This is a genomic window from Kitasatospora sp. NPDC088779 (assembly GCF_040685395.1).
Lineage (GTDB): Bacteria > Actinomycetota > Actinomycetes > Streptomycetales > Streptomycetaceae > Kitasatospora.
Map to the genome: position 1 here is coordinate 69,151 of NZ_JBFBHW010000027.1, position 19,318 is coordinate 88,468.

The window sequence follows — 19,318 nt, forward strand, 5'->3', positions numbered from 1 at the left end:
GTCCGACCACGCTAATCAGGTGCGTGTGAGAAGGAGATACTCCCTTGCGCCGTTCAATGAAGCTCGCTGCGGTTGTGCTCTCGGGTTCCCTGGGCATGGCCTCGCTCGCCGCTTGCGGCGCAAAGAGCACTGACAGCAACACCTCCTCCGGTTCGGGCGACGGCTCGATCAAGGTCGGTATGGCCTACGACATCGGCGGCCGTGGCGACCAGTCGTTCAACGACTCCGCCGCTCGCGGTCTCGACAAGGCCAAGGCCGAGCTCGGCGTCGCGGTCACCGAGGCCGACGCCAAGACCGGTGAGGCCGAGGCTGACAAGGAGACCCGCCTCAAGAACCTGATCGACGGTGGTTACAAGACGATCATCGCGGTCGGCTTCGTCTACCAGCAGGCGGTCGACAAGGTCGCCAAGGACAACCCGAACGTCAAGTTCGCGATCATCGACTCGAACGACAAGGACCAGCCGTCCAACGTCACTTCGCTGGTCTTCGCCGAGCAGGAGGGTTCGTACCTCGCCGGCGTCGCCGCCGCGAACAAGTCGAAGTCCAAGCACGTCGGCTTCATCGGCGGTGTGCAGACCGAGCTGATCAAGAAGTTCGAGGCCGGTTACAAGGCGGGTGTGAAGTCCGTCGACGCGAACATCCAGGTCGAGACCACCTACCTGACCACGCCTCCGGACTTCACCGGCTTCAACTCGCCCGACAAGGGCAAGGAGGCCGCGCAGGGCCAGCTCGACAAGGGCGCGGACGTCATCTACGCCGCCGCCGGCTCCTCCGGCAACGGCGCCATCGAGGCCGTCGCCAACAAGCCGGGCGCCTACGCCATCGGCGTCGACTCCGACCAGGCCGCCCAGCCGGCCCTGGCGAAGTACAAGAACAGCATCCTCACCTCGATGGTGAAGAACGTCGACAACGCCGTCTTCTCCTACATCGAGTCGATCAAGAAGGGCCAGCCGTTCACCGGCATCAAGCTCTTCGACCTGAAGGCCGAGGGCGTCTCGCTCGCCACCACCGGCGGCAAGCTCGACGACATCCAGGACAAGCTGAAGGCCGCCGCCACGGCGATCACCTCCGGCGCCACCACCGTCCCGACCGCGCCGGCCCAGTAAGGCCCGCGCGTCCCGGACGCACCAGCGACTGCCGCCTGCCCGGCAGCGCGATGAACGGCAAAGCATCACGGGAGGGGCCCGGCAGGGTGCGCTCAACGCGTACCCCCGGGCCCCGTCCCGTCCCCCCGTCTTCCCCTTGGCCCTCCCAGCGCAACGACGCGCCTCCAGACCACCAGGAGATCGCCATCACCGCATCCGACCCCGTCCCCCCGCGCGAGGACGGTACCCCCAGCGCGGGGACGGCGACATCGGCCGTCGAACTGCGCGGCATCACCAAGCGCTTCCCCGGTGTCGTGGCCAACCACGACATCAACCTCACCGTCCGCAGCGGTACCGTGCACGCCCTGATGGGTGAGAACGGCGCCGGCAAGTCGACGCTGATGAAGATCCTCTACGGCATGCAGAAGCCGGACGAGGGCACCATCGCGATCAACGGCGAGCCGTGCGAGTTCAACACCCCGGGCGACGCCATCTCCCGCGGCATCGGCATGGTCCACCAGCACTTCATGCTGGCCGACAACCTCACCGTGTGGGAGAACGTCGTCCTCGGCGGCGAGAAGCTCCACGGCATCGGCGCCAAGGCGAAGGCGAAGATCAAGGAGATCTCCGACCAGTACGGCCTGGGCGTGCGCCCGGACGCCCTGGTCGAGGACCTCGGCGTCGCCGACCGCCAGCGCGTCGAGATCCTCAAGGTGCTCTACCGCGGCGCCAAGATCCTGATCCTCGACGAGCCGACGGCCGTGCTCGTCCCGCAGGAGGTCGACGCGCTGTTCGACAACCTGCGCGAGCTCAAGTCCGAGGGCGTCACCGTCATCTTCATCTCGCACAAGCTGCACGAGGTGCTGGCGGTGGCCGACGCGATCAGCGTGATCCGGCGCGGTACCACGGTCGGCGACGCCGACCCGAAGGCCGTCACCGCCCGTCAGCTGGCCGAGATGATGGTCGGCGCCGAGCTGCCCTCCCCGGAGAGCCGCGAGTCGACCGTCACCACGACCGAGATGCTCGACGTCAAGGACCTGCGGATCGCCAAGACCGACGCCGAGGGCATCGAGCGCGTCGTCCTCGACGACATCTCGTTGCGCATCCACAAGGGCGAGATCCTCGGCATCGCCGGCGTCGAGGGCAACGGCCAGGCCGAACTGGTCGAGGCCATCATGGGCATGCTGCCGCTGGACGGCGGCACCGTCACCCTGGACGGCAAGGACCTCTCCGGCTCGCTCACCCGGGCCCGCCGCGAGGCCGGCATCGGCTACATCCCCGAGGACCGCCACAAGCACGGCCTGCTGCTGGAGGCCCCGCTCTGGGAGAACCGGATCCTCGGTCACGTCACCGAGGCGCCCAACTCCAAGGGCGTCCTGCTCGACCCGGGCGCCGCCCGCAAGGACACCTGGCGGATCGTCGAGGACTACGACGTCCGCACCCCGGGCATCGAGGTCACCGCGGCCTCCCTCTCCGGCGGCAACCAGCAGAAGCTGATCATCGGCCGCGAGATGAGCCACCAGCCCAAGCTGCTGATCGCCGCGCACCCCACCCGTGGTGTGGACGTCGGCGCGCAGGCGCAGATCTGGGAGCACATCCGGGTCGCCCAGCGGGCCGGTCTGGCCGTCCTGCTGATCTCCGCCGACCTGGACGAGCTGATCGGCCTGTCCGACACCATCCGGGTCATCTACCGCGGGCGCCTGGTCGCCGACGCCGACCCGGCCACCGTCACCGCCGAGGACCTCGGTACCGCCATGACGGGTGCCGCCAGCGGCCACATCGAGTCCGATGCGGAGGCCGTCGAGCAGTTCCACGAGATCCTCGTGGAGGGCACCGAGGCCGAGTCCGACGCTGGCCCCACCGACACCGCCGACGACCCGCAGGCGGGGGAGTAACCCACATGACCAGTCCCAACACCGCCGCCAAGCGCAGCCTGGCGCAGCGGATCAGCGGTGAGCGGATCGTGCTCGCACTGGCGGCGCCGGTGCTCGCGGTCGTGCTCTCCATCGTGATCTGTTCCGTCCTGCTGGCGACTTCGGGCAAGAACCCGTTCGACGCGTGGAACGTGATGCTCACGTACGCCGGCAAGTCGGACGGCCAAGTGGGGATCCTCAACCGGTCCACCACGTACTACCTGGCCGCCGCTGCCGCCGCCTTCGGGTTCCGGATGAACCTGTTCAACATCGGCGTCGAGGGCCAGTACAAGGTCGCGGCGCTGTTCGCGGCCTTCGTCGGTGCCAAGGTCGACCTGCCGGCGATCATCCAGATCCCGCTGCTGCTGGTCACCGCCATGCTGGTCGGCGGCCTGTACGCGAGCATCGCCGGTCTGCTGAAGGTCTACCGCGGGGTCAGCGAGGTCATCTCGACCATCATGCTGAACTCGATCTCGATCGCGGTCGTCGGCCTGCTGCTCGTCCCCGGCATCTTCGCGCCGAAGACGAGCGCCACCAGCAACTCGATCCAGACCGACCCGATCTCGCAGTCCAGCCACTTCTTCACGATGGAGACGGCGGGTGGCCCGCTCTGGGGCTTCATCTTCATCGCCGCCCTGGTCGGCGTGGTGTTCCAGTTCGCGCTGACCCGCACCCGCTTCGGCTTCGACCTGCGCGCCACCGGCCGCTCAGAGTCGGCCGCGACCGCGTCCGGCGTGAACGTCAAGCGCATGGTGATCATCTCGATGGCGGTCTCCGGCGCGATCGCCGGTCTGATCGGCATGCCCGAGCTGGTGCAGAACTCGTTCTACTACGGCCAGAGCTTCCAGCCCGGTCTGGGCTTCCTCGGCATCTCGATCGCCCTGCTGGGCCGCAACAGCCCGATCGGCATGGCCTTCGCGGCCCTGCTGTTCGCGTTCCTGGACACCACCGGCTCCCAGCTGCCGCTCCAGGGCGGCTTCCCCTTCGAGATCGTCGACGTCATGAAGGGCACCATCGTCATCTGCGTCGTCGTCGCCTACGAGCTGGTGCGCCGCTACGGCCTGAAGCGCCAGCAGCAGAAGGTCGGCGCCCAGCTCGCCGCCCAGCTCGCGGCTCAGCTCGCGGCCACTGAGAAGAAGGAGGTGTCCGCATGAGCACGGCTACCGCCGCGCGTCCGAAGGCGCCGGGCGCGCCCACCAAGAAGCGCAAGATGTCCTGGCCGGTGGTGCTGCTGCTGATCGCGGGCGCCCTGGTCCTGTTCTCCGCCGTGGGCATGGCCACCGGCAACCACGCGCTGACCTCCTCCGGTCAGATCACCGCCGCGCTCAGCGCCGCCGTGCCGATCGGCATGGCCGGTCTGGGTGGTCTGTGGTCCGAGCGGGCCGGCGTGGTCAACATCGGCCTCGAAGGCATGATGGTCGCCGGCACCTTCTGCGGTGCCTGGGCCGGCTACCTGGTCAACCCGTGGGTCGGCCTGCTGGCCGGCATGCTCGGCGGCGCGCTCGGCGGTCTGCTGCACGCGCTCGTGACCGTCACCTTCGGCGTCGACCACATCGTCTCCGGCGTCGGCATCAACCTGCTGATCCCCGGCATCTGCGCGTACGTCAACCGGATCTACTACAAGGACTACATCGCGGTCGGCGCGGGTGCGAACCAGTCGCCGCCGGCGGATCCGCTGCCGTACATCACCGTCCCCGGGCTGTCCTCGTGGCTGTCCGACATCGAGAAGCACCACTGGTTCCTGGTCTCGGACGTGGCCGGCGTGGTCGGCGGCCTGGTCACCAACATCTCGGTGGTCGTGCTGGTGGCCGGCGCGATGATCGTGGTCAGCTACTTCGTGCTCTGGCGCACGGTGTTCGGCCTGCGGCTGCGCTCCTGCGGTGAGAACCCGACCGCCGCCGAGTCGCTGGGCGTCAACGTCTACAAGTACAAGTACCTCGCGGTCATCGCCTCCGGCGCCTTCGCCGGTCTCGGCGGTGCGTACCTCTCGCTGGTCGCGGCGCACTTCTACAAGGACGGGCAGACCCTCGGCCGCGGCTTCATCGGCCTCGCCGCGATGATCTTCGGCAACTGGATGCCGGGCGGCCTCGCCATGGGCGCCGGCCTGTTCGGCTTCACCGACAGCCTCCAGCTGCGCGACCCGGAGTCGGTGCACGTGCTGATCCTGACCGTCGCCATCGCGATGGCGCTGCTCGCGCTCTGGCAGCTGTACCGGCGCAAGTTCACCGGTGCGGCGATCTCCTTCGTGGTCGCCGGCGGTCTCGGCGCCTGGTACGCGCTCACCGACGAGGTGCAGCGCCCGCTGATCGTCGCCACGCCGTACGTGATCACCCTGGTGGTGCTCTCGCTGGCCTCCCAGCGGCTGCGGATGCCGAAGGCCGACGGCCAGATCTACCGCAAGGGCCAGGGCAAGTGACGGCGCCTGCGGCGTCGGCCGCGATCGACTGGGAGCGGCTGCGCGCCGCCGCGCGCGAGGCGATGACCCACGCGTACGCCCCGTACAGCAAGTTCCCGGTCGGCGCGGCCGCGCTGGTGGACGACGGGCGGCTGGTCACCGGCTGCAACGTCGAGAACGCCTCGTACGGGCTCGGGCTGTGCGCCGAGTGCGGGCTGGTGTCCGCGCTGCACGCCACCGGCGGCGGCCGGCTGACGGCCTTCACCTGCGTCGACGGCGCGGGCGAACTGCTGATGCCGTGCGGGCGCTGCCGCCAGCTGCTCTACGAGCACGGCGGGCCGGAACTGCTGATCGAGCTGCCCTCGGGGATCTGCCCGATGAGTGAGGTCCTGCCCGACGCGTTCGGGCCGGAGCGGCTCTAGCTTCGACAATTGTTACGCGCGTAGAGTGTCGCGAGTGGGCCGGAACCCGGTCATCTCGCGACACTCTTCGCTTTTGAAACCCCTCTTGGAGCACGCATGGACGCCATCTCCGTCATCAGGACCAAGCGCGACAGCGGAGAGCTGAGCGACGCTCAGATCGACTGGGTCATCGACGCCTACACCCGCGGCGAGGTCGCCGACGAGCAGATGTCCGCCCTGGCCATGGCGATCCTGCTGAACGGCATGAAGCCGCACGAGATCAGCCGCTGGACCGACGCCATGATCCGCTCCGGCGTCCGGATGGACTTCTCCTCGCTGCCGCTGCCCACCAGTGACAAGCACTCCACCGGCGGCGTCGGTGACAAGATCACCCTCCCGCTCGCCCCGCTCGTCGCCGCCTGCGGCGCCGCCGTCCCGCAGCTCTCCGGCCGCGGCCTCGGCCACACCGGCGGCACCCTCGACAAGCTGGAGTCCATCCCCGGCTGGCGCGCCCTGCTCTCCAACGAGGAGATGCTCGACGTCCTGCGCTCCACCGGCGCGGTCATCTGCGCCGCCGGTGACGGTCTCGCGCCCGCCGACAAGAAGCTCTACGCGCTGCGCGACGTCACCGGCACCGTCGAGGCCATCCCGCTGATCGCCTCCTCGATCATGTCCAAGAAGATCGCCGAAGGCACCGGCGCCCTGGTCCTGGACGTCAAGGTCGGCTCCGGCGCCTTCATGAAGAACCTCGGCGACGCCCGCGAACTCGCCCGCACCATGGTCGGCCTGGGCACCAGCGCCGGTGTGAACACCGTCGCCCTGCTCACCGACATGTCCACCCCGCTCGGCCTCACCGCCGGCAACGCGCTGGAGGTCCGCGAGTCGATCGAGGTGCTGGCCGGCGGCGGCCCCGCCGACGTCGTCGAGCTCACCCTCGCCCTCGCCCGCGAGATGCTCGCCGCGGCCGGCGTGCACGGCAAGGACCCGGCCGACGCGCTGCGCGACGGCTCCGCGATGGACCACTGGCGCCGCATGATCGCCGCCCAGGGCGGCGACGTCGACGCCCCGCTCCCGGTCGCCCGCGAGCAGCACGTCATCCCGGCGCCCGCCTCCGGCGTCCTCACCGAACTCGACGCCTACGCTGTCGGCGTCTGCGCCTGGCGCCTCGGCGCCGGCCGCGCCCGCAAGGAGGACCCGGTCCAGGCCGGCGCCGGCGTCGAGATGCACGCCAAGCCCGGCGACACCGTCGTGGCCGGCCAGCCCCTGCTGACCCTGCACACCGACACCCCCGAGCGCTACGACTACGCCATCGAGGCGCTGGCGGGCGGCATCGCGGTCTCCCCGGCCGGCACGGCCTTCACCCCGAACCCGATCGTCCTCGACCGCATCGCGTAGTCATGTGATTACCTTTGTGCGGCAGCGTGCCGGCTGTATGAGGGACCGACGAGGAGCCCGCACCCGGGTTGCCGGGTGCGGGCTCCTTCCGTGTGCTCGGGCCCGGTCGGCCGGTGTCCTGCGGGTGCGGGTTCAGGCGTAAGTCCGCAGGACGCTGGTGTCGAGCGTCCAGGGACCGACGGTGATCTCGTCGCCGAAGACGAAGTCCTTGCGGCGGGTGTAGCCGGGCTCGTCGTGCACGATGCCGGTGCCCTTGCGGGGATCGACCAGGAGGTACAACGGGATGCCCATCGCCGCGTAGTCGCGGACCTTGTCGCGGTGGTCGTTCTCGGGGTTGGACTCGGAGACGACCTCCACGACCAGGACCACCTCGTGGGGGAGCAACGCTGCTCTCTCGCTCTCAAGGGTCGCTTCGGCGAACACCATCAGATCCGGATTCCGCAGCCTGCCCAGGCCGACTTCTTCCAGGTCCGCGCCGCCGTGGGCGATGTAGCCGGGGTGGGTCTGGGGTAGCTGGGCATTGAGCTGTTGAGCGATCCGCAGTACCGCGAGCTCGTGCCGTTTGACCGGCGACAGCATCAGGACGACCGCTCCGTCGGCGATCTCGACCTTCCCCAGTCCCGGCAGCCGGGGAAGCTGTTCGGCGATCTTCCGCAATCGGGCGTACGCCGCCGGATCGACGCTCATGTCCCGGAGTGTATCCACGGCGACTGTCAGGGGCGGTTGAAGACGTCGTGGGTGCTGATCCGGCGCCAGACGATGCGTGGTTCCCCGCCCTGGACGGGGTGGCCGTGGTGGAAGGTGGCCCGGCCGTCCGGGGCCCAGGTCAGCTCCCAGATGTCCGGGTGGCCCTGCATCTTCCTCACGCGCAGGCCGCGTCGGAAGCCCTGACCGGCCCGCAGGTCGGTGACGAACTGGGCGACGGCGACGAGGAATGCGGCCTTCTGCGCGGGAGTCAGGCCCTTCCAGTCGCGGAGGAAGTGGGCCGGTGACTCATGCGTCGGCACGGCGCTTGATCTCCTCCAGGTCCAGGCCGCCCTCGTCGGCGAGGGACTGCAGGAAGGCGTCGCCGTCCTGGAAGACCTCGCCACGGTCGCCCTCGGCGATCGCCTCGTCGACCTCCTTCTCCTGCCAGGCGGCGCCCCAGAACCACGCCTGGTCGTCGGGGATCACGGAGGCGGGGGTCAGCACGATGCGGCCGTCCTCGACGGCGACCACCAGTTGGTCGCCCTCCTGGAGGTCCAGTTGCTCCCTTATCTCCTGCGGGATGGTGACCACGCCCTTCTTCCGCACGGGCGTGGACACCAGGTGGGGGCGGCGGCGGCGCTTGAGGTCTACCTGGCGGAAAGTCTGCCCAGTCGGTCCTCTCGCCGGGCCGCGTGGGCCCGGCGGGTGGCGTAGAGGGTGACGGCGGCGGCGAGGGTCATGGCGGTGAGGCCGACGGTGGCGGCGCCCGGCCAGCCGGTGGCGTGGTAGGCGTCGGCGCCCAGGGTGCCGCCGAGGCTGTTGCCGAGGTAGTAGGCGATCAGGTAGAGGGCGGAGGCCTGGGCGCGGCCCTCGGTGGCGGTGCGGCCGACCGCGGAGGAGGCGGTGGCGTGGCCGGCGAAGAAACCGGCGGTGATCAGGACCAGGCCGAGCAGGGCGCAGACCAGGGACTCGGTGAGGGAGAGCAGCAGCCCGGCGGCGGTCACGCCGATGGAGACGTAGAGCGCGCCGCGGCGGCCGAGCCGGGCGGCGAGGCGGCCGGCGGCGGCGGAGGTGCCGGTGCCGACCAGGTAGACGACGAAGATCGAGGCGGCGACGGACTCGGGCAGGTGGAACGGCGCCGAGATCAGCCGGTAGCCGACGGTGTTGTAGACCGCGCCGAACACGGCCATGAACAGCAGTCCGAGCGCGTACAGCCGCACCAGCAGCGGGTTGCGCAGGTGCCGGCCGACGGTGCGGGCCAGGGCGCGGGCGTCCACCGGGGCCGGGGTGAAGTGCCGGGCGGCGGGGATCAGCAGCCGGAAGGCGAGCGCGGCGAGCAGGGCGAGGGCGGCGGAGGCGGCGAGGCCCCAGCGCCAGCCGAAGGCCGCGGCGGTCCAGCCGGAGAGCAGTCGGCCGCCCATGCCGCCGATGCTGTTGCCGGCCACGTACAGGCCCATCGCGGAGGCCAGGGCGCTGGGGTGGACCTCCTCGGCGAGGTAGGCCATGGCGGTGGCGGGCAGCCCGGCCAGCGCGGCGCCCTGGAGGACGCGCAGCACGACGAGGGTGGTGAGGTCGGGCGCGAGCGGCAGGGCGAGGGCGAGGGTGGCGGCGGCGAGGGTGGAGGCCGTCATCACGGCGGTGCGGCCGTACCGGTCGGACAGGGCGCTGGCGGGGAGCAGGGCGAGCGCGAGTCCGAGGGTGGCGGCGGAGGCCGTCCAGCTGGCCTGGCCGGGGGTGAGGTCGAGGTCGGCCGAGAGGATCGGCAGCAGGCCCTGGGTGGAGTAGAGCAGGACGAAGGTCGCGACTCCGGCGGCGAACAGGGCGAGGTTGGCGCGGCGGAAGGCGCGCTGGCCGGGGCGGTGGCGGTCGTCGTGCGAGGGGGCGGGGGCGGGGGCATCCGGGGTGGTCACGGATGCCCTGGTATCGGCGGGCTGCATGTCGTCGACGGTAGGCGCGCCGCGGTTGATGCGTCCAATGCATGAACGGTGGATGATCGATGCGTTGTCGTATGAGTCGAGGTGGTGGCGGGATGGCCGGGGCGGACCGGGCGGACGTGACGGACGGCACGGAGCCGCGGTACCGGGTGGCGGAGTTGGGGCCGGACGAGCCGGCGGTGCTGCTGGCGCCCCGGCTGGCCCAGTTCGCGGCGGTGGCCCGGCTGGAGCACGTGACGCGGGCGGCCGCGCTGCTCGGGGTGCCGCAGCCGACGCTGTCGCGGGCGGTGGCCCGGCTGGAGGAGGAGCTGGGGGTGGACCTGCTGGCCCGTCAGGGCCGGACGGTCCGGCTGACCAGGGCCGGCCGGCTGCTGTTGGCCTCGGTGGAGCGGGCGCTGGCGGAGGTCGAGCGGGGGGCGGAGGCGGCCCGGGCGGAGGCCGATCCGGCGGCCGGGCGGGTGGCGTTCGGCTTCCTGCACACGATGGGGACGGACGCGGTGCCGGCGCTGCTGCGGGGGTTCCGGGCTGGGCATCCGCAGGTCCGGTTCCAGCTGGTGCAGGACTACGTCGGGGCGATGCTGGAGCGGTTGCGGGCGGGGGAGTTGGACCTCTGCCTGGTCGCGCCGCTGCCGGACGATCCGGCCTTCACGGCCCGCCCGCTGGACGAGCAGCGGCTGCACCTGGTCGTCCCGGCGGACCACCGGCTGGCGGGCCGGCGGCGGATCCGGCTGGCGGAGGTGGCCGAGGAGCCGTTCGTCGGGCTGGAGCAGGGGTACGGGCTGCGCGCGATCACGGACGGCTTCTGCGCGCAGGCCGGGTTCGTGCCGCGGCTGGCCTTCGAGGGGGAGGAGGCGGAGACGCTGCGCGGGCTGGTCGCGGCCGGGCTGGGGGTGGCGCTGCTGCCGCCGGCGCTGGTGCCGCGGCCGGGGGTGGTGGAGCTGGAGGTGACGGCGCCGCGCACCCGGCGGGCGATCGGGCTGGCCTGGGCGGCGGGGCGGCCGCTGACCCCGCCGGTGGCGGCGTTCCGGGACTTCGTGCTGTCCCGGCGGGGCCGGTTGCTGCAGCACGACTGAGCCGCGACTGAGCCGCGACTGGGCCGTAACCGGGCCGAATGTGTCGCGGATGGCCCGGGCGGTGGAATTCCCGGTGGACTTTCGCCGAACCGGCCGTGTCAACAGTGGTGAGTCTACGCGCGTAGGGGCTATATTTCCGCAATGGAGAAGCAGATCCCTGTCACCGCCGCGGGCGCCGGCCCGCGCATCCCCACCCCCGACCAGATCCGCCGCGCGCCGAAGGTGCTGCTGCACGACCACCTCGACGGCGGGCTGCGCCCGGAGACGGTCGTCGAGCTGGCCGCCGCGGTCGGCTACGAGGGCCTTCCGACCACCGACGCCAAGGAGCTCGGCGAGTGGTTCCGCGAGGCCGCCGACTCCGGCTCGCTGGTCCGCTACCTGGAGACCTTCGCGCACACCTGCGCCGTGATGCAGACCCGCGAGGCCCTGATCAAGGTCGCCGCCGACTGCGCCGAGGACCTGGCCGCCGACGGCGTCGTGTACGCCGAGGTCCGCTACGCCCCCGAGCAGCACCTGGAGGCCGGCCTGTCCCTGGACGAGGTCGTCCAGGCCGTGAACGAGGGCTTCCGCCTCGGCGAGGCCAACGCCCGCGCGGCCGGCCACCGGATCCGGGTCGGCACCCTGCTGACCGCGATGCGGCACGCCGCCCGCTCCACCGAGATCGCCGAACTGGCCAACCGCCACCGGGACCAGGGCGTCGTCGGCTTCGACATCGCCGGTGCCGAGGCGGGTCACCCGCCCACCCGCCACCAGGCCGCCTTCGACTACCTCAAGGGCGAGAACAACCACTTCACCATCCACGCGGGCGAGGCCTTCGGCCTGCCGTCGATCTGGGAGGCCCTGCAGTGCTGCGGCGCCGACCGGCTCGGCCACGGCGTGCGGATCGTCGACGACATCACGGTGGCCGAGGACGGCAGCGTCGAGCTCGGCCGGCTGGCCGCGTACGTGCGCGACAAGCGCATCCCGCTGGAGATGTGCCCGACCTCCAACCTCCAGACCGCGGCGGCCACTTCGTACGCCGAGCACCCGATCGGGCTGCTCAGCCGGCTGAAGTTCCGGGTCACCGTGAACACCGACAACCGGCTGATGAGCGGCACCAGCATGAGCCGCGAGTTCGGGCACCTGGTGGAGGCCTTCGGCTACACGCTGGGGGACATGGAGTGGTTCACGGTGAACGCGATGAAGTCCGCGTTCCTGCCGTTCGACGAGCGGCTGGCGATGATCAACGACGTGATCAAGCCGGGGTACGCCGAACTGAAGGCGGAGTGGCTGTTCAGCTCGGGCACCGGCGACAGCTGAGCGGCCCGGCCCGTTCGAATGGTCGGGTGAACGCCCATGTCCCGAAAGGGAGTTGGCGTTCATCCGACTACTCACTCGGGTGAGTGAACGCCCTTTGGTCCTCGCGCGGCCCACTCACTACGGTGTGCCCGTCCATGCTGACAGGCCGTGGCGGCGGTAGCCCGTCCGCCCCGTCCCGATGTCGGCCACCGACGACGACCCAAGGGACGAACCATGAAGCAGGCTCTCAAGGCCGCCGGCACCGCGGCGCTCGGCATCGCCATCGCGGCGGTGGGCGCCGGTACCGCCGCCGCCGCCCCCGCGCCCGGCGGCCTCGGGCTGCCCACCGGCGCGGTCACGAACCCCGCGGTGACCGGTGCGGTCACCGACACCGCCGCCAAGCTGCCCGGCGGCGACAAGGTCACCGGCACGCTCGGCACCCTCACCCCGGCCGCCGGCCAGGCGGCGCCCGCCCCGGCCGCCGAGGCCGGTGCCACCACGCGTGGCGCCATCCCGACCATCCCCGGCATCGACAAGACCCCCATCGGCGGGCTGACCCACACCCTGCCGCTGCCGGGCCTGGCCGGCTGACCTGGCCGCCGGCACGGCGACGGGCCGTCCGCCCCGGTGATCCCGGGAGCGGGCGGCCCGCCGTCGTACCGGGCCCGGCGCGACGGCGCCGGGCGTACGGCTCCCGGGCTTACGGCTCCTGGGGGAGCAGCACCCAGAGGACCAGGTAGACCAGGCACTGGAGCCCGGGCAGGATGATCGAGATCAGGAAGATCAGTCGCACGGTCCACGGCGTCACGCCGTAGCGCTCGGCAAGCCCGGCGCAGACGCCGGCGATGACGCGGTTGTGACGGGGACGGGCGAGACGGGCGCTCATGGGTCAACTCCGTGTCGTGGCACCCGATCCGGCCGATCCGGCGGGCTTAATTTCCACTCTCCGCCACCGCGCTCCCGGAAACGTCCACCTGGCAGTCGATTCGCCACCCCGCCGACTCGCCGGTGAGGCGTAGCCGGGTGTCGGGGTCCGTCTCAGGGTCGCCCGGAGTGCGGATGCCCCAGGTGGCGCCCGCCCGGCGGCGGGAAAGCCCGTTGCGGGCCGGTGGCGGGCCGGTCTAGCCTCTCCGGCAACACGTCGAGGGAGACGAGTACCTCCGGGCCCCGTGGGCCGAGAGAGCCGCCGGCAGCTGTGAAGGCGGCCCCGCGCCCCGGAGCGAAGACACTCCCGAGTGCGGGGAGGAAATGCCCCGCCGGCCGGCCCCCGTCAACGGGCCGCAATGAGGCCGCCGCCCGCGCGGGCGGCGGCGAAAGTGCGGTGGCACCGCGAGTTGCCCTTCTCGCCCGCACTCCGAAGGGATCACCACGACGCCCCTGGAGGGCCGCGATGATCCACCCGACGACCCGTGTCCTGGCCGCCGAACTACCCGGCCACGTCGGCGAATCCGTAGAGATCAGCGGCTGGCTGCACCGCCGCCGCGCACTCAAGTCCGTCACCTTCCTGGTGATCCGGGACCGCTCCGGACCGGCCCAGGTGGTCGCCACCGGCGCCGGTCCCGACCTGCCGGAGGAGACCGTCCTGCGGATCCGTGGCACCGTCACCGCCAACCCGCAGGCGCCGGCCGGCGTCGAGCTGACCTCGCCCACCGTCGAGGTCCTGTCCAGCCTCGCCGAGGCGCCCCCGTTCAGCCTGTTCCGGCCGACCGTGGAGGCCGCCCTCCCGGTGATCCTCGACGGCGCTCCCGTCACCCTCCGCCACCCGCGCCTGTCCGCCCTGCACCGGATCACGGCGGCCTCGGTGGGCGGGTTCCGGGCCACCCTCGACGGCCTGGGCTTCACCGAGATCCAGACCCCGAAGGTGGTCTCCTCGGCCACCGAGTCCGGGGCGGACGTCTTCGCGCTGGACTGGTTCGGCCGCCCCGCCTACCTCGCGCAGTCGCCGCAGTTCTTCAAGCAGGCGATGGTCGGGGTGTTCGAGCGGGTCTACGAGACCGGGCCGGTGTTCCGGGCCGAACCGCACGACACCGCGCGGCACTTGGCGCAGTACACCAGCCTCGACGCGGAGCTCGGCTTCATCACCGACCACCGCGAGGTGATGGCCGTGCTGCGCGAGGTGGTCGCCGGGATGGTCGCCTCGGTGGCCGAGCGGGCCGGCGCCGCCGTCGACCTGCTGGAGGTGAAGCCGCCCGAGGTCCCGGCGGAGATCCCGCAGCTCCACTTCGCCGAGGCGATGCGGCTGTTGGGCGTCGACGAGCCGGACCTCGCCCCGGCGCACGAGCGGTGGCTCGGCGAGTGGGCGCTGCGCGAGCACGGCAGCGAGTTCCTGTTCGTGGTCGGCTACCCGATGCGCAAGCGGCCCTTCTACACCCACCCGGAACCGGGCCGCCCGGAGTACTCCAACAGCTTCGACCTGCTCTTCCGCGGGCTCGAACTGGTCACCGGAGGCCAGCGGCTGCACCGGTACGAGGACTACCTGGCCGCGCTGGCGGCCCGGGGCGAGCCGGTCCAGCCGTACGAGGGCTACCTGCGCTCCTTCGCGCACGGGATGCCGCCGCACGGCGGGTTCGCGCTGGGGCTGGAGCGTTGGACGGCGCGGCTCACCGGCACCGACAACGTCCGCCGGACCACGCTCTTCCCGCGCGACCTGCACCGCCTGACGCCCTGACCCCTGACGCCCTGACACCGACGGGCGGGGGGACACCGGACGGACCGGAGCCCCCCGCCCGTCGGCGGCGGATCAACAGGCGGTTACTGCGCCTGCCCGGACTGCCCGGCCGGCGGCACCGGCTGCGCGTACGGGTTGTTCGGCACGGGCTGCGCCGGCGGAGCGTACGGCGCGGCCTGCGGCGCGGCGCCCTGCGGCGGGACGGGCTGGCCGTACGGCGCCTGCGGGGCGTTGGGGTCGTACGGCGCCGCCTGCGGGGCCGACTGCTGGTTCTTGGCGTTGCCGCGTTCGACGATCGCCTTCACGGAGTTGGCGATCAGCGCGATCGGCAGGATGAACGCCTTGAAGAAGATCTCGTACCGGCCGCCTTCGAAGACGAACGCGAGGTAGTAGGCGTACCCCAGGAATCCAAGGCCGGCGAGGACGTTGATGATTCGCCAGCCGACCTTCAGGCCGCTACCGGGATTGACCGCTCCGAGGACCAGCATGGCGGCACCGCTGATCGCCAGCGCGACGACGTACCAGGAGAAAAGCGGCTCGGCGCTGAAATCGAGATTGTTCAAGGGGGATTCCTGTGGGACGGGGGATAAGGCGGTGAGGCCTTTGGGGCGACAGCGCAGATTACCGGAGGCGGCCGACATTCGGCGTCGCCTTTTCATCACGGAGTCGTCGCACCCCGACGGAACGGCAATGGACGAGGTGGGAAATGACTGACTATGAGGTGCCGCGGGTCTTTTGCGGCCTCGACGGCGAGTGCGGGAACGCACTCGCCGTGGTGCGGGAGGACGGGCCTCAGCGAGCGGGGGGCGTGGGCTCGGCGTAGGCGCGGGCGCGCGCGACCGGCGGGCCGACCAGGGCGGTCACCTTCGGCGCAGGCGCGGGCGCAGGCGCGGCCCCGGGCGCGGGCACCGGCACCCGGACCCGCGGCCGCCGGTCGCGCAGCAGCCGCCGCAGGCCGGGGACGAGGGCCAGGTGGGTGATGGCCACGCCGATCACGGCGAGCAGTATGTGGTCGACGTTGAGGACGTGCCCGGGCGTCCAGGAGGAGAGGAACTCCAGGCCGGTCGCCAGCAGGGCGGAGGCGCCGGTGGTGCGCAGGAAGGACGGCAGCCAGGGGGCCCGCAGCCGGCCGCCGGACAGCGGGAGCAGCACGCCGAGCGGGGCCAGCAGGAGGAACTCGCCGACCACCTGCCAGCCGGTGGAGGAGCGGAGGGAGGCCAGCGGCGTCAGGTTGGTGTCGTACACCCAGGGAACCGGCAGCGGCCTCAGCACCACCAGCCAGAGGACGAGGGCCAGGTGACAGGTCAGGCCCGCCAGTCCGGCTGTTCGAAGGGGACGGTGGACGGCCGTCGCCGGCCGGTTCCTGGTCCGTGCGCCGGAACGCTCGTCGCGTGTCCTGGTGCCATCTCGCTGCACGGGGGGAAGGACGTGGGCCGGTGGCGCGGTGGTTCCACCCCGGGCGTGAACATTCCGGGGCGCGCCCCCGGCCTCCCGCCGCCCCGGGGCCGAGCGGTGGAACGGCGGGGCGGCGGGGCGGCGGACGAGGGGCAGGCGGGACTACCGGCAGGGCGCCGCGGTCGGCACCGCGCCGAACACGTTGTCGGCCGGCGGGGTGGCGGGCACCACCGTGGGCGACGGGCTCGGGCTCACACCGGCCTTGGCGGCGCCGCGGGCCGGCGGGGTCGGCGTGGGCGCCGGCGGTGTGGCCAGGGCGGTCGGTATGTGCGGGGCGGTCGGGCAGGCCGTCCGGCTGGCCGGGGCGCCCGCGTCCACCGGGACGGCGGTCGGCCGGATGCCGCAGCCGGAGGCGAGCGCGAGCAGCAGCAGGGCGCCGGCGGTGCGGCGCAGGGCGGTGCGGGTGGGGGCGGTCACGTGGCGTCCTTGTCCTGGGCGGCGTCGCCGAGGGGGCCGTCACCGGTCTCGCCCTCGTTCGGCGGAGGCGTCGGGGCCAGCGGCAGCGTCAGCGTGAACACCGCCCCGACCTCCCCGTTCGCTGCCGTGATCGTGCCCCCGTGGATCTGTGCGTTGGCCATCGCGATCGACAGCCCCAGGCCGCTGCCCTCCGAGCGGGCCCGCCCCCGGTCCGCCTTGTAGAACCGGTCGAAGACGTGCGGCAGCACGTCCTCGGGGATGCCCGGGCCGCTGTCGGAGACCTCGATGACGACCGAGCCCGCGGTCTGCCGGACCTTGACCCGCACCGGGGAGCCGCCGTGCTTGAGCGCGTTGCCGATCAGGTTGGCGAAGACCACGTCGAGCCGGCGCGGGTCGACCACGGCCAGGATGCCGCGCGGGGCGTCCAGTTCGACGGCGTCGTACCAGGCCCGGCCGTCGATGCAGGACATGATCAGGTCGGCCATGTCCACCTCGTCGGCGACCAGCTTGGCGGTGCCGGCGTCGAAGCGGGTCACCTCCATCAGGTTCTCCACCAGGTCGGACAGCCGCCGCGTCTCGCTGACGACGAGCCGTACGGCCGGCGCGATCATCGGGTCCAGCGACTCGGCCTCGTCCTCCAGGATGTCGGTGACGGCGGTCATCGCGGTCAGCGGTGTGCGCAGCTCGTGCGACATGTCGGCGACGAACCGCCGGCTCTGCGCCTCGCGCGCGCTCAACTCCTCGACCTGCTCGTGCAGCGACTCCGCGGCCCGGTTGAACGTCCTCGCCAGGTCCGCGAGTTCGTCCCCGCCCTCGACCTCCAGCCGGGTGTCCAGGTGTCCCTCGCCGAGCCGTCGGGCGGCGTCGCCGAGCCGCTTGACCGGCCGCAGCACGGTCGACGAGGCCGCCTGGGCGAGCAGCGCCGAGCCGATCAGCGCGAGCAGCGTGGCGATGGCCAGCGACCAGCCCAGCGTGTTGAGGTCTTTGCGTTCGTTCTCCAGCGACTTGAACATGTACGCCGTCGGGCCGGTCGGCACCACCTTGGTGCCGCCGATCAGGAACGGCTGGCCCGCCAGGTTCTGCCGCTGCCAGTACAGGTGGTACGGGTACGGGTTGCTCTCGGTGACCTCGCGCTGTCTGGCGACGGTGGACTGCAGCGCCGCCGGGACGTCGGCCAGCGTGAACTGCCCCGGGTCGGAGGAGGCCGTGCACTCCGGGTGCGCCGGGTCGGCCACCACCACGTCGTAACTCAGTCCGGAGCTGGCGACGGTGGACGCGAGCGTGGTCAGGTCCGGGCAGCTCGCGTTCAGCGGCAGCTCGGAGACGTTGCGGCTGAGCGAGACCCGGAAGTCGTTGAGGGCGGTGTCCTGGGCGCGCTTGAGCACCGCGTCGCGGTTGAGCCAGTAGGCGATGCCGGAGGCCGAGACGGCGGCGAGCAGCGCGACCGCCGCGAACACCGCGATCAGCCGTACGCGCAGGGAACGCAGCCTGCGCCACGGGCCCGCGGTGAAGCGGCGGGCCGTCGTCTGATGATCAGTCACAAGAGCCTGTCGTCGTACGGAAGTTCAGGGAGTTCAGGGAGTTCAGGAATTTCGGGCAGCCCAGGCGGATCAGGAGGGCGGCAGCCAGGAGGACGGGAAGCAGGAGGACGGGAGAGGCGCTCAGGCCGGCGGGTCCAGCCGGTAGCCCACGCCGCGGACGGTGCGGATCAGGGTCGGCGCGGACGGGACGTCCTCGACCTTCGCCCGCAGCCGCTGCACGCAGGCGTCCACCAGGCGGGAGTCACCCAGGTAGTCGTGCTCCCAGACCAGCCGAAGCAGCTGCTGGCGGGAGAGCGCCTGGCCGGGGCGGCGGCTGAGTTCCAGGAGCAGCCGCAGCTCGGTCGGGGTGAGCTGGAGGTCCTGCCCGTCCTTGGTGACGGTCATCGCCGCCCGGTCGATCACCACGGTGCCGTACGCGGAGGAGTCGGAGCTCTCCCGCTCGCCGCGCCGCAGCACGGCCCGGATCCGGGCGTCCAGCACCCGTGGCTGCACCGGCTTGACCACGTAGTCGTCGGCGCCGGACTCCAGGCCGACCACCACGTCGATGTCATCCGAACGGGCGGTCAGCAGGATGATCGGCAGCTGGTCGGTGCGGCGGATGCGGCGGCAGACCTCGAAGCCGTCGATTCCGGGCAGCATGACGTCCAGCACGATCAGGTCGGGCCGCTGCTCCTTGAAGAGCCTCAGACCGTCCTCGCCGGAGGCGGCGGTGGCCACACGGTGGCCCTGGCGGGTGAGGGCGAGTTCGAGGCCGGTCCGGATGGCGTCGTCGTCCTCGATCAGAAGGAGGAAAGGCACGGCCCCATTTTGGCCCACTCGAAGCGTCGAATCACCCCCAGGACCGGTCACCGCCCGTACGGGAACCGGAAGGAGCACCACCGGCGTCCGGTACGGAGGGAGGCGGACCGGGACGAAAGGCCCGCCCCTGTGACACCCCTGTGACAGTCGGCGGACAGCGCCATCACAACCGGCGGGCAAGATTTTCCATGTCGCCGCAGGACAGCGGGCCAACCCGGCCGGCTGGAAGGCGGCAACAGGAACCGCTCGTACCGACCCAGGGGGCGCACGATGAACGC

The 19,318-nt window shown here is 71.8% G+C and carries 20 protein-coding genes; 10 read left to right on the top strand and 10 right to left on the bottom strand.

Annotated features, from left to right (window positions below):
- Nucleotides 1-44 precede the first annotated feature (44 nt).
- The 6 genes from AB0P03_RS24325 to AB0P03_RS24350 all read left to right on the top strand — a co-directional run bounded on the left by AB0P03_RS24325 (nt 45) and on the right by AB0P03_RS24350 (nt 7,189).
- Nucleotides 45-1,106, top strand: a complete 1,062-nt coding sequence (locus AB0P03_RS24325) for a BMP family ABC transporter substrate-binding protein (RefSeq protein ID WP_363580226.1) — start codon at nt 45-47, stop codon at nt 1,104-1,106.
- 260 nt (nt 1,107-1,366) lie between these two features.
- Nucleotides 1,367-2,980 (top strand): ABC transporter ATP-binding protein, encoded by a 1,614-nt coding sequence (locus AB0P03_RS24330; RefSeq protein ID WP_363580303.1) that lies wholly within the window; start codon nt 1,367-1,369, stop codon nt 2,978-2,980.
- A gap of 5 nt (nt 2,981-2,985) precedes the next feature.
- Nucleotides 2,986-4,152: an ABC transporter permease gene (locus AB0P03_RS24335; protein ID WP_363580228.1), complete on the top strand. Its 1,167-nt coding sequence runs from the start codon at nt 2,986-2,988 to the stop codon at nt 4,150-4,152.
- Nucleotides 4,149-5,414 (top strand): ABC transporter permease, encoded by a 1,266-nt coding sequence (locus tag AB0P03_RS24340; RefSeq protein ID WP_350877261.1) that lies wholly within the window; start codon nt 4,149-4,151, stop codon nt 5,412-5,414. The genes AB0P03_RS24335 and AB0P03_RS24340 overlap by 4 nt, the downstream gene beginning before the upstream one ends.
- A complete protein-coding gene (locus AB0P03_RS24345) occupies nt 5,411-5,815 on the top strand; it encodes a cytidine deaminase (RefSeq protein ID WP_363580231.1) in 405 nt (134 codons plus the stop codon). The genes AB0P03_RS24340 and AB0P03_RS24345 overlap by 4 nt, the downstream gene beginning before the upstream one ends.
- A 96-nt stretch (nt 5,816-5,911) precedes the next feature.
- Nucleotides 5,912-7,189 carry a thymidine phosphorylase gene (locus tag AB0P03_RS24350; protein WP_363580233.1) on the top strand — a complete coding sequence of 426 codons (1,278 nt, stop codon included), beginning with the start codon at nt 5,912-5,914 and terminating at the stop codon, nt 7,187-7,189.
- A gap of 132 nt (nt 7,190-7,321) precedes the next feature.
- On the opposite strand, the gene AB0P03_RS24355 is transcribed toward AB0P03_RS24350, so the two are convergent.
- From AB0P03_RS24355 to AB0P03_RS24370, 4 genes are read right to left on the bottom strand one after another with little or no spacing between them, the layout of a single operon-like run.
- Nucleotides 7,322-7,876, bottom strand: coding sequence for a Uma2 family endonuclease (locus AB0P03_RS24355; RefSeq protein ID WP_363630727.1), 555 nt, complete (start codon nt 7,874-7,876; stop codon nt 7,322-7,324).
- A 26-nt stretch (nt 7,877-7,902) separates the two neighbouring features.
- On the bottom strand, nt 7,903-8,196 hold the full coding sequence (locus tag AB0P03_RS24360; RefSeq protein ID WP_363630729.1) for a hypothetical protein: 294 nt from the start codon (nt 8,194-8,196) through the stop codon (nt 7,903-7,905).
- On the bottom strand, nt 8,183-8,494 hold the full coding sequence (locus AB0P03_RS24365; RefSeq protein WP_363630731.1) for an AbrB/MazE/SpoVT family DNA-binding domain-containing protein: 312 nt from the start codon (nt 8,492-8,494) through the stop codon (nt 8,183-8,185). Before AB0P03_RS24365 ends, AB0P03_RS24360 begins: the two co-directional genes overlap by 14 nt.
- 29 nt (nt 8,495-8,523) lie before the next feature.
- Nucleotides 8,524-9,813, bottom strand: coding sequence for an MFS transporter (locus tag AB0P03_RS24370; RefSeq protein WP_363630732.1), 1,290 nt, complete (start codon nt 9,811-9,813; stop codon nt 8,524-8,526).
- Between the two features lie 92 nt (nt 9,814-9,905).
- Here AB0P03_RS24370 and AB0P03_RS24375 point away from each other — a divergent pair, with 92 nt between their 5' ends.
- The 3 genes from AB0P03_RS24375 (at nt 9,906) to AB0P03_RS24385 (ending at nt 12,752) form a co-directional block, all read left to right on the top strand.
- Nucleotides 9,906-10,883 carry a LysR family transcriptional regulator gene (locus tag AB0P03_RS24375; protein ID WP_363624598.1) on the top strand — a complete coding sequence of 326 codons (978 nt, stop codon included), beginning with the start codon at nt 9,906-9,908 and terminating at the stop codon, nt 10,881-10,883.
- A 141-nt stretch (nt 10,884-11,024) separates the two neighbouring features.
- Nucleotides 11,025-12,182, top strand: a complete 1,158-nt coding sequence (locus AB0P03_RS24380; protein ID WP_063349058.1) for an adenosine deaminase — start codon at nt 11,025-11,027, stop codon at nt 12,180-12,182.
- Between the two features lie 213 nt (nt 12,183-12,395).
- Complete coding sequence (locus AB0P03_RS24385) at nt 12,396-12,752, top strand: ATP-binding protein (RefSeq protein WP_363580244.1); 357 nt, start codon at nt 12,396-12,398, stop codon at nt 12,750-12,752.
- A gap of 109 nt (nt 12,753-12,861) precedes the next feature.
- Here AB0P03_RS24385 and AB0P03_RS24390 read toward each other — a convergent pair whose 3' ends face one another.
- On the bottom strand, nt 12,862-13,047 hold the full coding sequence (locus tag AB0P03_RS24390; protein ID WP_363580246.1) for a PspC domain-containing protein: 186 nt from the start codon (nt 13,045-13,047) through the stop codon (nt 12,862-12,864).
- Between the two features lie 504 nt (nt 13,048-13,551).
- Here AB0P03_RS24390 and aspS point away from each other — a divergent pair.
- On the top strand, nt 13,552-14,829 hold the full coding sequence (gene aspS / locus AB0P03_RS24395; protein ID WP_363630733.1) for an aspartate--tRNA(Asn) ligase: 1,278 nt from the start codon (nt 13,552-13,554) through the stop codon (nt 14,827-14,829).
- 83 nt (nt 14,830-14,912) lie between these two features.
- On the opposite strand, the gene AB0P03_RS24400 is transcribed toward aspS, so the two are convergent.
- From AB0P03_RS24400 to AB0P03_RS24420, 5 genes are all read right to left on the bottom strand, one after another.
- Entirely contained in the window at nt 14,913-15,392 is a 480-nt protein-coding gene (locus tag AB0P03_RS24400) for a hypothetical protein (protein ID WP_363580250.1), read from the bottom strand.
- Nucleotides 15,393-15,621: 229 nt separating this feature from the next.
- Nucleotides 15,622-16,245, bottom strand: a complete 624-nt coding sequence (locus AB0P03_RS24405; protein WP_363580252.1) for a VanZ family protein — start codon at nt 16,243-16,245, stop codon at nt 15,622-15,624.
- A 141-nt stretch (nt 16,246-16,386) separates the two neighbouring features.
- Nucleotides 16,387-16,701: a hypothetical protein gene (locus tag AB0P03_RS24410; protein ID WP_363580254.1), complete on the bottom strand. Its 315-nt coding sequence runs from the start codon at nt 16,699-16,701 to the stop codon at nt 16,387-16,389.
- A complete protein-coding gene (locus AB0P03_RS24415) occupies nt 16,698-18,242 on the bottom strand; it encodes a HAMP domain-containing sensor histidine kinase (RefSeq protein ID WP_363630735.1) in 1,545 nt (514 codons plus the stop codon). Before AB0P03_RS24415 ends, AB0P03_RS24410 begins: the two co-directional genes overlap by 4 nt.
- Before the next feature lie 120 nt (nt 18,243-18,362).
- A complete protein-coding gene (locus tag AB0P03_RS24420) occupies nt 18,363-19,040 on the bottom strand; it encodes a response regulator transcription factor (RefSeq protein ID WP_063349065.1) in 678 nt (225 codons plus the stop codon).
- Between the last annotated feature and the right edge of the window lie 278 nt (nt 19,041-19,318).